Origin of the sequence: Flavonifractor sp. An52 (assembly GCF_002159385.1) — a bacterium.
Taxonomy (GTDB): Bacteria; Bacillota; Clostridia; order Oscillospirales; family Oscillospiraceae; genus Flavonifractor; species Flavonifractor avicola.
Genome location: NZ_NFIB01000009.1, coordinates 1 through 12,229 on the forward strand (window position 1 = coordinate 1; position 12,229 = coordinate 12,229).

Sequence of the window (12,229 nt, forward strand, 5' to 3'; positions counted from 1 at the left end):
CGACGCATTAAGGCAAAGCTAAAGGGCTTGCCGCCTGCTATTCACAGACAACAAGCCCTTTCGGCTGCTTGAACAATTTCTTCAAGAAAATATTGTCTAACTTTTCGGGGTCACTTCACAAATGGTCCTCAGCGGGGGCTTTTTATATGCGCTCAGATCAGATGGTGCTCTGGGATACACCGTCCGCAATCTCGGAGCGGACCTGCTCTATCAGTGCCTCATAGGCCCGGTCAATACCCTGCATATAGTCGCGCACAAAGTCCCGAAAGCGCTTGCCCTGAGCGTTCAGCGGGCGGCGCTTGTGGTAGGCGATGCCGAAATAGGCCACCGGTGCGCCGTCGGAGTAGGGCCGGCAGACCACGTCGCTGTGCTTGCCCAGCAGCCGCAGCTCCCGGTATTTCACTGACGGTACAATGGAGATGCAGCGGTTTGCCTCCACCAGGGAGAGCAGCAGTTCCAGGTGCCGCACATCGTAGTCGATGATGGGGTTGTTTCCCATTTTTTCTTCAGCGGCGCAGAAGGTGGTCCGGTTGACCCGGGAACCGTCAATGGCCAGGTGCTCGCCCGCCAACTGCTGGCGGCTGATACTCTGGCAGCCGGCCAGGGGATGGGCACGATTGAGCAACAGCACAAACTCACATTCGTACAGTCGCTCAAAGGCCAGATCGTCTCCCGGGGGCTCCAATACGGTGAGGGCCAGGTCTACCTCCTGGCGCTCCAGCATTGCGGTGACGGAGGGCAGATCGGCACGCTGGTGGTTGAGGCTGATATCCGGATTTTTCAGCAGGAACTGCTGCAGCATGATGGTATCGTCCACCATACAGGCAATGGACAGCGCTTCCGGGCGGTCGGCATTGAGATTGCGTACCTCCTGCACGCCTTTTTCCAGGGCGGACAGAGCATGGTCCACATAGTGCAGGAAGCACTCACCGCTCTGATTCAGAGTGATCTTACCCCTTCTGCGTTCAAACAACGGGACTCCTATCTCCTCCTCCAGCCGGGACAGGGAAGTGCTCAGATTGGGCTGGGACACAAACATGGTCTCGGCTGCTTTTGACATATTACCCAACTGGGCTACGGCAGAAAAGTACCGAAGCTGTGAAAGTTCCATGCCAAGTTTCCTCCTGGTAAGTATATGAATTGTTTATACTGCTGTAAACATTATATATTTTTCAAAAATGCTTGTAAAGCTTATACTGATAATCGCTCCAAGACGATCCGGAACGTCAGGCAATGCTACGCAAGAGGGAAGGGCAGGCGGAGCTGTCCGGTCTGCCCAGATGGAATGTGTATAAAAGGAATGTGAAAGTATGGAACAAACGAAGCGAGGCTTTGGTGCCTGGGGTTGGTTTCTGCTGATCTTCGGATTGCTGATCTTCTTCAGCAACGGCGGCTTCTTTGCCGACGGCACCAACGTGATCTCTCCCGCGGTAGCGGAAAAGTTGAACGTGGATCAAAGTTTGATCCTTACCATGAACTCCATTGCCGGCGTAATCGGCGTTCTGGTGGCCATCGTGGCCGGTCAGGTGAATCAGCGCATCGGCCCCAGTAAGGTGGCTGCCGGCTGCCTGATTCTGGCGGGCCTGGGTCACATCGCTGCCGGTAACGCCGTGAACGTGCCCATGTATCTCATCGCCATGTGCTGCGTGGGCGGCGGCCTGAGCGCCGGCTCCTTTGTGGGCATCGGTACCCTGGTGGCCATGTGGTTCCCCAAGAAGCAGGGCCAGGCCATGAGCGTTGTGGCCATGGGTTCCAATCTGGGCACCATGCTCTTCGTCCCCCTGCTCACCGTGATGGTGGGCGCCATGGGCATCGGCACCAGCTCCATGATCTGCGGCATTGTGGCTGTGGTGGTGGGCGTGATCGGCGCCATCCTGCTGCGCAATACCCCCACTGAGCGAGGCCTGTATCCCGATAACGTCACTGAGGCCGAGTTCAAGGCCAACTACTCCACCAAGCCCCCCGAGGTTTCCGATGCGGGCTGGACCACCGGCAAGCTGCTGCGGACCAAGGAAGTGTGGCTGTGTGTGTTTGCCACCGGCCTGCTGATGCTGGTTCAGATGGGTATTATGACCCAGCTGGTTTCCCGCAACATGGAGGTGGGCATGGATCTGGGTATGGCCACCGGCGTTATGAGCGCCATCGCTGTGATCGGCATCATCGGTTCGGTGATCTTCGGCCGCATCGTGTTTAAACTTGGCATCAAGAAGGCGGGCGTGCTCACCGGCGTTCTGTACATCATCGCCATGCTGTGTAACGTCAGCGGCGTCATGCCTCTGGTGTGGGTGTCCCTGGTGATCATCGGCTTCCTGGGTGCTGCCGCTCCCAACCTGATGAACTCCGTTCCCGGCTCCGTGTTCGGCCGGGTGGGCTACGCCAAGGTCAACAGCGTGGTGTTCCCCCTGACCAGCATCATCTTCATGCTCAACTTTGCTGTCAACGGCCTGATCAAGCAGCTGTTCAACAGCCTGAGCGTGGCTTACATCGTTTTCGCGGTACTGGCCTTTATTTCCATCCTGCTGATTCTGGCTCTGCAGGATCACAAGTATGACCAGGACTACATGGCCGCCCATAAAAAGTGAGCGGTCCAAATACAAAAGGAGGTAACCCTATGAGCAAGAACTCTACTGTAGCCCTTGCCCACGGCATGGACGTTCAGGAAAATGTAACCCGCGTCTTTGATATGCTGGGCGGCGTCACCAACCTCATCAAGCCCAACACCACCGTAATTCTCAAGCCCAACGCCGGCCACGCGGCTCCCCCCGAGTTTGCCGTGTGTACCCACCCCGAGACCGTCCGCGCCGTGATCCACGAGGTGCGCAAGGCCAATCCCAAGCGCATCGTCATTGCCGAGTCCGCCGCTGTGGGCTGCGATACCATGGAGTGCTACGAGGCCTGCGGCATCGCCAAGATGGCTGCCGAGGAGGGCGTTGAGCTCTACGACATCAAGCGGGAGAAGGACCTGATCAATGTTGCCGTCCGGGACTACCGCTCCAATATCAGCCATGTGAAACTGCCCCGGCTGCTGCTGGAGGCCGAGCACATCATCAACCTGCCCATCCTGAAGGCCCACGCCAGCATGGTGTTCTCCGGCGCTCTGAAGAACATCAAGGGTGTGGTGCAGGATCAGGTCCACACCACCATGCACCGCCAGAACCTGACCATGGCCATGATGGATGTGTGGAGCGTCTGCCGGCCCGACCTGAACATCATGGACGTGATGAGCGCCGCCAGCGGCTACTCCCCCCACACTCCCACCCCCATCGAGCTGGATTGCGTCATGGGCTCCAAGGACCCTGTGGCTCTGGACCGCATTGCCTGCGAGCTGGTTGGCATCGATCCCGACGGCGTGAGCTACTTCAAGGTGGCTGACGAGGTGGGTCTGGGCACCACCAACCAGGAGAACATCGAGGTAGTGGGCGACAAGCTGGACGACTGCAAGAAGAAGATGTGGGTCCCCTACCTGGAGGACATCCGCAACCGCTGGCCCGAGTATGACGTCCACTGCGACGGCGCCTGCTCCAGCTGCCAGGCTCTGCTCACCCTGAACATGGAGACCCTGAAGGCCATCGGCATCTACGATGAGAACAAGGGCATGACCGTTGTGGCCGGCTGCGACAACAAGCTGGATCCCAACACCCCCGACAAGCAGATCATCCTCCACGGCAACTGTACCCGCCGGCATCTGAAGGAGCATCCCGATGCCTACTTCCTGCCCGGCTGCCCCCCCGGAGAGGGTTCCCTGTACATGACCGTTGTCCGCAAGGAGCCTGTCACCGGCCAGCCCGAGCTGATGCCCTGGATCCGCCAGCGCATGGAAGACGACGCTCCCGCCTGGCGTGGCTATGTTGAGAAAGAGGCCGAGAAGTTCTATGGAAGCAACAAATAATAATCAGGGCTATGTGTTCCTGGGGAACGCACCGGAACTGATGAAGCTGCTGGAGGATATCTTTACCGACGAATTCATGCAGCGGAACACCCGCTTTGAGAACTTTGACGGGTTCAAATTCTCCAGTGCGGTGATGGTCAACTGGAAGGCGGATACCATCGTCTATGCGCCCCTTCTGCTGGACAGCTTTGTCAAGGAGAGCACCCAGTTTTCCAACTGGGACGAGATGGTGCGCGCCGCCACCAGCCTGCGCTATCACTGCAGCTGAGAGCGGGGAAGGGGAGGCCTGAACCCGTTCGGATACAGGCCTCCGCTATAATTCCACAGATGTTCTGCCGGGGCGGGATGGGATCACGCCCCGGCAGGGCGCAGGGCTTTGAAATCCAAGAACGGGACGCCCTGCGCGGGAACAGAGTCAGCTTGCCCTGAAAGAGTGTCTTTCCAGGGCTCTGACTCTATTCTCGAACCTGGGTCCCAACGGACCGCCGGCGCCAGCACGCCGCCGGGTTACACAGTGAAAGGAGCTAGATTTACATATGAAACCGGAAGAGATCAAGCGAGTGGCCTGTGTGGGCGGCGGTGTGATCGGTTCCAGCTGGGCAATTCAGTTTGCCATGAAGGGCCTGGATGTGGTTCTGTACGATATCAATGACGAGCAGCTGGCCAAGAGTCAGGCTCAGATGCACAAGAGCCTGGATGCCCTGGAGCAGTTCAAGGCAGTGACACCCCAGCGGCGGCAGGAGATCGCCGACCGGGTGAAGCTGACCACCTCCATGGAAGAGGCGGTGAAGAACGCCCAGTTCATCCAGGAGAGCGGCCCTGAGCGGCTGGAGATCAAGCGGTCTATCCTGGCCCAGGTGGAGGAGTATGCTTCCGCCGACGCCATCTATGCCAGCTCCACCTCCGGCCTGTTGGTCAGTGATATCGCAGCCCAGGCGGCTCACCCGGAGCGGTGCGTGGGTGCCCACCCCTACAATCCCCCTCACCTGATTCCCCTGGTGGAGCTGACCTCCGGCGACAAGACCGATCCGGAGCTGCTCCAGCTGGCCTACGACTTCTATCAGTCCATCGGCAAGGAGGCGGTGCTGCTGCGCAAGGAGTGCCCCGGCTTTATTGCCAACCGGCTCCAGCTGGCCCTTTACCGTGAGGTGCAGGATCTGGTCATGCGGGGCGTGTGCTCCGTAGAGGACGCAGATAAGGCCCTGGTATACGGCCCCGGCCTGCGCTGGGCCATCTTCGGCCACAACATGATCATGCAGCTGGGCAACCCCGGCGGTCTCACCGGTATGGTGCAGATGCTGGGCAACTCCGGCGACCGCTGGCTGGCTGACATGGCTTCCTGGACCCATCAGCCCGACAACTGGGCCGAGGTGGCTCAGCCCGGTGTGGACAAGGAGATGGCCAATTTCCCCGATCACATCGGCCACACCAATGAGGACTGCGCCAAGTATCGGGATCAGATGCTCATTGAGCTGCTGAAACTCCACCGCAAGCTGTAAGAGGAGGTTTCATGACTTTCCCGAAGGATTTTACCGCGTTTACCCGGCGGCGCTGGGTCTGTTTCATTTCCGCCATGGTGATCTGTGTCTGCGCCGGCTTCGGCTACGCCTGGAGCGTGCTGCAAAACCCCATTGTGACTCGTTTCGGCTGGGCTGACTCCGGCGTGGCCCTGGCCTATACCATTACGGTACTGTGTTCCACCATGGCGCCTCTGATCTTCGGCGGACTGATCCGCCGTATGTCCACCCGGGCCGGTGTGATCGTAGGTGCGATTCTCTTCGGCGGCGGACTGCTGCTGACGGGATGGATGAACCAGATTTGGCAGCTCTATCTGTTTTACGGTGTGATCTCCGGACTGGGCGTAGGTTTCATCTACCCCAGCATGATGGCCTATGTGGTGCGCCTCTTCCCGGACCGATCCGGACTGGCCTCCGGACTGGGCACCGCCGCCTACGGCTCAGGCGCCATTTTGTGGGCCCCTACCGCCGCGGCGCTGATGGAGGGTGTGGGCATGGACCGGGCCTTTCAGGTGCTGGGCATCCTCTTTGCCGTAATTATTTTGGTCGGCTCCCTGCTTCTGATTGATCCGCCCGAGGGTTTTCAGGCCGCTATGGCGCCCAAGAGCAGGGGGGAGCAGGGAGGGGCCGCCGACCTGAGACGGGGCCAGATGGTGCGTACCGGAACCTTCTGGAAGATGGTTGTGGTGTTTACCTGTAGCCTGGTGGCCGGCGTCATCGTCATCAGCCAGGCCTCTCCCATCCTCCAGCAGTCCCTGGGCTATTCCTCCTCCAGAGCGGCCCTTTTCGTCAGCGTGTTTGCCGCCTGCAACATGGCCGGGCGCTTCCTGTGGGGCAGCCTGTCGGACAAGCTGGGACTGGTCAATACCGCTGGTGCGGTCTTTGTGCTGTGCATCCTGTCCATGGGCCTGCTGGCCGTGGTGGGGCAGGAGGTGTTGGTGCTGGTGCTGATGGGCGTGGCGGCCTCCTGCTATGGCGGCCTGGCCTCCATCCTCACACCCCTCACCGCCCGGATGTTCGGCCCCCGGTACATCACGGAAAACTACGGTGTGATGTATGTGGTGTTCGGTCTGGCCAGCCTGATCGGGCCCAGTTTGGCCACTACCTTTAAAACCATGGGAGGGGGAAGCTATACCGGAGCCTATGTCACTGCCGCGGTGCTGGCAGCGGTGGGCCTGGTCCTCTCCCGATTCCTGAAACCTGTGTCCCGCAAAGGAGAATGATATGGAACTAAGTAAAGTACGTACCATGGAGCAGATCATCGCCAGCTTCAAGGACGGCCAGACCATCGCCATCGGCGGCCAGACCAACAACTATATGCCGGAGCGGCTGATTGATTGTGTGCTGGAGAGCGGGGCCAAGCATCTGACGGTGTACTCCATCGATTCCAGCGACCCCGGCATGGGCATCAGCCGCATCATTGAGGCCGGGCGGGTGGACAAAATGATCACCACCCATGTGGGGACCAATCCCCGCACCAACGCCCGTATTCAGGACGGTTCTCTGAAGGCCGAGCTTATCCCCATGGGTACCTTCATCGAGCGCATCCGCTGCGGCGGCATGGGCCTGGGAGGCGTGCTCACCAAGACCGGCCTGGGTACCGTGGTGGAGGAGGGCAAGCAGGTTATTGAGGTCAATGGCCAGAAGTACCTGCTGGAGACCGCGCTCCACGCCGACGTGGCGCTGACCCGCTGCCGGAAGGCCGATCCTCTGGGCAATCTGGCCTATCGTGGCAGCAGCGGCCATGCTTCCCATCCGGTCATTGCCACCTGTGCCGACCTGTCCATCGTGGAGTGCGATCACTTCTGCGACCTGGGTGAGATCGGCCCGGACGAAGTGAAGGTGCCCGGTATGTTCGTGGACATGATTCTGGTGTAAGGAGGGGGAGCAGATGGACAACAGAAACTTTATCGCCAAGCGGGCTGCAGCCTACTTCCAGCCCGGCGACGTGGTCAACCTGGGCATCGGTATCCCCAGCCTCTGCGGCAGCTATGCCGCCGAAGGGGTACTCTTCCAGAGCGAGAATGGCTTTATCGGCATCGGCGCCACAGTGAATGAGGGCCTGATGATGAACGAGCGGTTCGTCAACGCCGGCGGCGTGAACTTTATCCCTGTCCCTGGCGCCAGCGCCTTCGATGTGGCCATGTCCTTCGGTGTCATCCGGTCCGGTCGGCTGGCTGCCACCGTGCTGGGCGGCCTTCAGGTATCCGCCAACGGTGATCTGTCCAACTGGGCTTCTCCCGGTCGTGCCTTTGGCATGGGAGGCGCCATGGACCTGTGCAACGGAGCCCGGAAGGTGATTGTGGCCATGGATCTGGTGGCTAAAAACGGTGCGCCCAAGGTGGTGAACCAGTGCACCATGCCCCTCACTGCCATCCACTGCGTGGACCACATCGTTACCGACCGCTGTGTCATCAACGTGACCCCGGAGGGTCTGGTGCTGGCCGAGATCCGCAAGGGCCATACCGTGGAAGAAATTCAGGCCGCTGTGGAGCCTAAGCTTCTGGTGGCCCCTGATCTGATTGTAATGGAGGAAGATTGATATGGCAAAACCGCTGAGCAAAACAGTGGTCGTGGCCTACGGCCGCTCCGCTGTAGCTAAATCCGGTAAGAAGGGCGCTCTGCGTCAGCTTCATCCCATCGACATGGGCGGCCTGGTGCTGAAGGGTGTTATGGAGAAGATCCCCCAGCTGGACCCCGCTCTGGTGGAGGATGTGATCCTGGGCTGCGCTATCCCCGAGGCCAAGCAGGGCCTCAACCCCGCCCGCCTGGTGGCCGCCCGGGCCGGACTGCCCTACACCGCCTGCGGACTCACCGTGGACCGCTTCTGCTCCTCCTCTCTCCAGGCTGTGGCCCTGGCTGCCTGGCAGATTGAGGCCGGACAGGCCGACTGCATCGTGGCCGGCGGCATTGAGTCCATGACCGCTCTGCCCATGACTCTGGACCGCAGCGGCGACATGAACCCCTGGCTGCTGGAGCACGACCCCAATCAGTACATCTCCAACGGCGAGACCGCTGAGAATGTGGCTGAGAAGTACAACGTTACCCGGGAGGAGATGGACGCTCTGGCCCTGGCCAGCCATCAGAAGGCGGCCCATGCCCAGGACGCCGGCTACTTTGACGAGCAGATCATTCCTCTGCCCGGCGTGGATGCCGAGGGCAATCCCATCGTCTTTGACAAGGACCAGGGCATCCGCCGTGACACCAGCATGGAGAAGATGGCTTCCATGAAGCCCTGCTTCCGGGAGAATGGCCGGGTCACCGCCGCCACTTCTTCCCAGACCAGCGACGGCGCCGCCTTCCTGGTGCTCATGAGCCGGGACAAGGCCGCTGAGCTGGGCATCAAGCCTCTGGCCTCCTTCCTGGGCTTCTGCGTGGGCGGTCTGGACCCCGCCTATATGGGTCTGGGTCCCATCTACGCCGTGCCCAAGGTGATGGAGTATACTGGCCTCACCGTGAACGATATGGACGTGATCGAGCTCAACGAGGCCTTTGCCGCTCAGGTCAGCCCCTGCATCAAGGAGCTGGGCATGGATCCCGCCAAGGTCAACCCCAACGGCGGCGCCATGGCTCTGGGTCATCCTCTGGGCGCTACCGGCGCGGTACTGTCCTGCAAGGCCATCTCTGAGCTGCACCGCACCGGCGGCAAGTACGCCCTGGTGACCATGTGCATTGCCGGCGGCATGGGCGCGGCCGGTATCTTCAAAGCGGAATAAATTGACACAACAATTATTATATTGACCATTTTATGGAGGTATTGATTATGGGTAAGCCTTTGGCCGATTATGTGAAGCTCCCCCAGCTGGACGAGTACAAGGAGTGGTTCAAGGATTTCGCGGACCTGTACCGTGAGGACGGCATCCTGCAGGTGACCTGGAAGACCAACGACGGCCCCATGCACCACAGCGGTATGTCCCACCGGGCCATCAGCCAGCTGGTGCGCATCTTGTCCCTGGACAACCAGAATGAGATCATCATCTTCACCCACATCGGCGACAGCTGGATGACCGAGTCCGATCCCAACGGCTGGGAGACCTATTCCAAGCTGCCCACCGAGCGGTTCCAGCACCAGTATTTTGACGACACCAACCTGATCAAGAACATGATCTTCGATCTGGATGTGCCCACCATCGGTGTGCTGCCCGGCCCCGGCTTCCACTGGGACTCCGCCATGCTCAGCGACATCACCATCTGCTCCGATGATACCTGGATCGAGGTGCCCCACGCCCACGGCGGCCTGGTGCCCGGCGACGGCATGGGCCTGATGGCTCAGCACTACTTCGGCACCAAGCGGGGCAACTACTACATGATGACCGCCCGTCAGTGGACTGCCCAGCAGATGCTGGACTGGGGCATGGTCAGCGAAGTGGTGCCCAAGGATCAGGTTATGGCCCGCGCCTGGGAGATCGCCCGGATGCTCAAGACCATGCCTTACGAGAACCGCACCATCATGTCCAACCTGGCCAAGCGTCCTCTGAAGAAGCTGCTGGTGGAGGATCTGAAGCTGCACACTGCGTCCGAGCAGTACGGCTCTCTGCTGCGCATCGCCGCCGGCGACATGGGCGACCGCAACGCCGCCCAGCAGGACGAGAAGTACATCAGCCAGACCAACGACTGGCGTTACTGCCACGACTGGATGCAGCAGCCCCCCACCCGGGAGAGCTGGGCCGGCTTCCGTACCAAGCCCATCGAGTGGTTCAAGGAAGTGGAGGCCGGTCGGGAGGTCAACCCCTTCGATCCCAACCGCCCGGTGAAGCCCTATCGTCCCGACGAGAAGTAAGCCAAAGACCGGAACAATTTACATATTGGAGGTTACTGTAATGGGAAAGCCTATGGCTGATTACGTCAAGCTGCCCGAGTTTGACGAGTATAAAGAGTGGTTCAAGGATTTTGCGGACCTGAAGCGGGAGGACGGCATCGTCCAGGTCACCTGGAAGACCAACGACGGCCCCATGCACCACAGCGGTATGTCCCACCGGGCCATGAGCCAGCTGACCCGCTGGCTGAGCCTGGACTACAAGAACGAGATCATTATCTATACCCACATCGGCGACAACTGGATGATCGAGTCGGACGCCAACGGCTGGGAGACCTACTCCAAGCTGCCCACCGAGCGGTTCCAGCACCAGTATTTTGACGACACCAACCTGATCAAGAACATGATCTTTGATCTGGATGTGCCCACCATCGGCGCCATCCCCGGCCCCGGCTTCCACTGGGATTCCGCCATGCTGTGCGACATCACCCTGTGCTCCGAGGACACCAAGATGGAGGTGCCTCACGCTCAGGGCGGCCTGGTGCCCGGCGACGGCATGGGCCTGATGTGCCAGCACTTCTTCGGCACCAAGCGGGGCAACTACTATATGATGACCTCCCGCCAGTTCACCGCCCAGCAGATGCTGGACTGGGGCATGGTCAACGAGGTGCTGCCCAAGGGTAAGGTGCTGGAGCGGGCCTGGGAGATCGCCCGGATGTGGAAGACCATGCCCTACGAGAATCGCACCATCATGTCCAACCTGGCCAAGCGTCCTCTGAAGAAGCTGCTGGTGGAGGACCTGAAGCTGCACACCGTGTCTGAGCAGTATGGCTCTCTGCTGCGGGTGGCCGCCGGGGAGCTGGGCGACGAGAATTCCGCCCAGCAGGATGAGAAGTACATCAGCCGCGTGAACGACTGGCGTTACGCCACCCACGACATGGAGCAGCCTCAGACCGCCGAGAGCTGGCGCACCATGCCCCAGAAGGCCAACCAGTGGTGGCAGAAGGTCAAGGCCGGAGAGATCGAGAATCCCTTCGTCTTTGAGCACAGCAACGAGCCGGAAGGCTACGAATTTTAATCCAACAGGGAAGAAGGGGCCGTATCCGGCCTCTTTTTCCCATACCTGTTTCCCAAACCGTGCCGGTAGCCGGCGCGGAACCATGAAGAAGGAGTGGAACTGAAATGGCAAAGACCATCATTACCGCCGCGCTGACCGGCGCGGTCACCCCCGCAGGTTACAAGATCCCCGAGACCCCCCAGCAGATCGCCGACGAGGCCTATGACGCCTGGAAGCTGGGCGCCGCTGTGGTCCACCTGCATATGCGTGCCGACGACGGCCTGGGCGCTATGGACAAGGAGAAGTTCCGTGAGACCATCTGCCTGATCCGCAGCCACAAGGACTGTGACGTCATCATCAACTGCACCTCCTCCGGCGCCTCTCCCCAGCATCCCGCCACCGATGAGGAGCGTATGGCGCACCACAAGGAGCTGCCCGGCATTGAGATGGGCTCCTACGACGCTGGTTCCTTCAACTGGATGCCCGGCGGTGTGTTCATCAACTCCCCCCAGTTCCTCCAGCAGCTGGGCGACCTGTACATGGAGAAGGGCACCAAGCCGGAGATCGAGATCTTTGACGCCGGTATGCTGGGTGTCACCGACTACTTTGTGAAGAAGGGCCACCTGCCCACTCCCTGCCACTATCAGTTCTGCCTGGGCGTGCTGGGCGGTATGCCCGCCACCGTGGAGAACCTGCTCTATCTGGTAAATCACATCCCCGCCGGTTCCACCTGGTCCGCCTTCGGTGTGGGCAAGGGTCATTTGCCCATCATGTTCGCGGCCCTGGCCCTGGGCGGCCACATCCGTGTGGGCATGGAGGACAATGTGGTCTTTGGCGTGGACGAGAACGGCAAGAAGATCATGGCCACCAACCATATGCTGGTGGAGCGTGCCGTGGCCGCTGTCAAGGCTTTCGGCAATACCCCCGCTACCCCCGCCGAGGCCCGCCAGATCCTAGGCATCCCCGCCTTTGACGGCGAGAAGGTCCGCGCCGCTCTGGGGATCGACTGA

The 12,229-nt window shown here is 60.4% G+C and carries 12 protein-coding genes; 11 read left to right on the top strand and 1 reads right to left on the bottom strand.

The window, feature by feature from the left end; all coding sequences use genetic code 11:
• Positions 1-157: 157 nt before the first annotated feature.
• Positions 158-1,111, bottom strand: a complete 954-nt coding sequence (locus B5G06_RS04875; protein ID WP_087187969.1) for a LysR family transcriptional regulator — start codon at positions 1,109-1,111, stop codon at positions 158-160.
• 199 nt (positions 1,112-1,310) lie between these two features.
• Here B5G06_RS04875 and B5G06_RS04880 point away from each other — a divergent pair, with 199 nt between their 5' ends.
• The 11 genes from B5G06_RS04880 (at position 1,311) to B5G06_RS04930 (ending at position 12,229) form a co-directional block, all read left to right on the top strand.
• Positions 1,311-2,582 (top strand): MFS transporter, encoded by a 1,272-nt coding sequence (locus B5G06_RS04880; protein WP_087187970.1) that lies wholly within the window; start codon positions 1,311-1,313, stop codon positions 2,580-2,582.
• Positions 2,583-2,611: 29 nt separating this feature from the next.
• Entirely contained in the window at positions 2,612-3,889 is a 1,278-nt protein-coding gene (locus B5G06_RS04885) for a DUF362 domain-containing protein (protein WP_087187971.1), read from the top strand.
• Complete coding sequence (locus B5G06_RS04890; RefSeq protein WP_087187972.1) at positions 3,873-4,157, top strand: hypothetical protein; 285 nt, start codon at positions 3,873-3,875, stop codon at positions 4,155-4,157. Before B5G06_RS04885 ends, B5G06_RS04890 begins: the two co-directional genes overlap by 17 nt.
• Positions 4,158-4,425: 268 nt before the next feature.
• Complete coding sequence (locus B5G06_RS04895; RefSeq protein ID WP_087187973.1) at positions 4,426-5,388, top strand: 3-hydroxyacyl-CoA dehydrogenase family protein; 963 nt, start codon at positions 4,426-4,428, stop codon at positions 5,386-5,388.
• Between the two features lie 11 nt (positions 5,389-5,399).
• Positions 5,400-6,629 (top strand): L-lactate MFS transporter, encoded by a 1,230-nt coding sequence (locus B5G06_RS04900; RefSeq protein ID WP_087187974.1) that lies wholly within the window; start codon positions 5,400-5,402, stop codon positions 6,627-6,629.
• Position 6,630: 1 nt separating this feature from the next.
• Positions 6,631-7,284, top strand: coding sequence for a CoA transferase subunit A (locus B5G06_RS04905; RefSeq protein ID WP_087187975.1), 654 nt, complete (start codon positions 6,631-6,633; stop codon positions 7,282-7,284).
• A 13-nt stretch (positions 7,285-7,297) separates the two neighbouring features.
• The gene (locus tag B5G06_RS04910) at positions 7,298-7,948 is read left to right on the top strand and encodes a CoA-transferase (RefSeq protein ID WP_087187976.1); all 651 of its coding nucleotides are present in this window, start codon (positions 7,298-7,300) and stop codon (positions 7,946-7,948) included.
• Position 7,949: 1 nt separating this feature from the next.
• The gene (locus B5G06_RS04915; RefSeq protein ID WP_087187977.1) at positions 7,950-9,122 is read left to right on the top strand and encodes a thiolase family protein; all 1,173 of its coding nucleotides are present in this window, start codon (positions 7,950-7,952) and stop codon (positions 9,120-9,122) included.
• 47 nt (positions 9,123-9,169) lie between these two features.
• On the top strand, positions 9,170-10,186 hold the full coding sequence (locus B5G06_RS04920) for an enoyl-CoA hydratase/isomerase family protein (protein WP_087187978.1): 1,017 nt from the start codon (positions 9,170-9,172) through the stop codon (positions 10,184-10,186).
• Between the two features lie 40 nt (positions 10,187-10,226).
• Positions 10,227-11,240 carry an enoyl-CoA hydratase/isomerase family protein gene (locus B5G06_RS04925; protein ID WP_087187979.1) on the top strand — a complete coding sequence of 338 codons (1,014 nt, stop codon included), beginning with the start codon at positions 10,227-10,229 and terminating at the stop codon, positions 11,238-11,240.
• Between the two features lie 104 nt (positions 11,241-11,344).
• Positions 11,345-12,229, top strand: a complete 885-nt coding sequence (locus tag B5G06_RS04930) for a 3-keto-5-aminohexanoate cleavage protein (protein WP_087187980.1) — start codon at positions 11,345-11,347, stop codon at positions 12,227-12,229.

Coding starts and splice junctions, on each gene's coding strand:
- B5G06_RS04875 (WP_087187969.1), bottom strand. CDS start 1,111: ATGGAACTTTCACAGCTTCGGTACTTTTCTGCCGTAGCCCAGTTGGGT.
- B5G06_RS04880 (WP_087187970.1), top strand. CDS start 1,311: ATGGAACAAACGAAGCGAGGCTTTGGTGCCTGGGGTTGGTTTCTGCTG.
- B5G06_RS04885 (WP_087187971.1), top strand. CDS start 2,612: ATGAGCAAGAACTCTACTGTAGCCCTTGCCCACGGCATGGACGTTCAG.
- B5G06_RS04890 (WP_087187972.1), top strand. CDS start 3,873: ATGGAAGCAACAAATAATAATCAGGGCTATGTGTTCCTGGGGAACGCA.
- B5G06_RS04895 (WP_087187973.1), top strand. CDS start 4,426: ATGAAACCGGAAGAGATCAAGCGAGTGGCCTGTGTGGGCGGCGGTGTG.
- B5G06_RS04900 (WP_087187974.1), top strand. CDS start 5,400: ATGACTTTCCCGAAGGATTTTACCGCGTTTACCCGGCGGCGCTGGGTC.
- B5G06_RS04905 (WP_087187975.1), top strand. CDS start 6,631: ATGGAACTAAGTAAAGTACGTACCATGGAGCAGATCATCGCCAGCTTC.
- B5G06_RS04910 (WP_087187976.1), top strand. CDS start 7,298: ATGGACAACAGAAACTTTATCGCCAAGCGGGCTGCAGCCTACTTCCAG.
- B5G06_RS04915 (WP_087187977.1), top strand. CDS start 7,950: ATGGCAAAACCGCTGAGCAAAACAGTGGTCGTGGCCTACGGCCGCTCC.
- B5G06_RS04920 (WP_087187978.1), top strand. CDS start 9,170: ATGGGTAAGCCTTTGGCCGATTATGTGAAGCTCCCCCAGCTGGACGAG.
- B5G06_RS04925 (WP_087187979.1), top strand. CDS start 10,227: ATGGGAAAGCCTATGGCTGATTACGTCAAGCTGCCCGAGTTTGACGAG.
- B5G06_RS04930 (WP_087187980.1), top strand. CDS start 11,345: ATGGCAAAGACCATCATTACCGCCGCGCTGACCGGCGCGGTCACCCCC.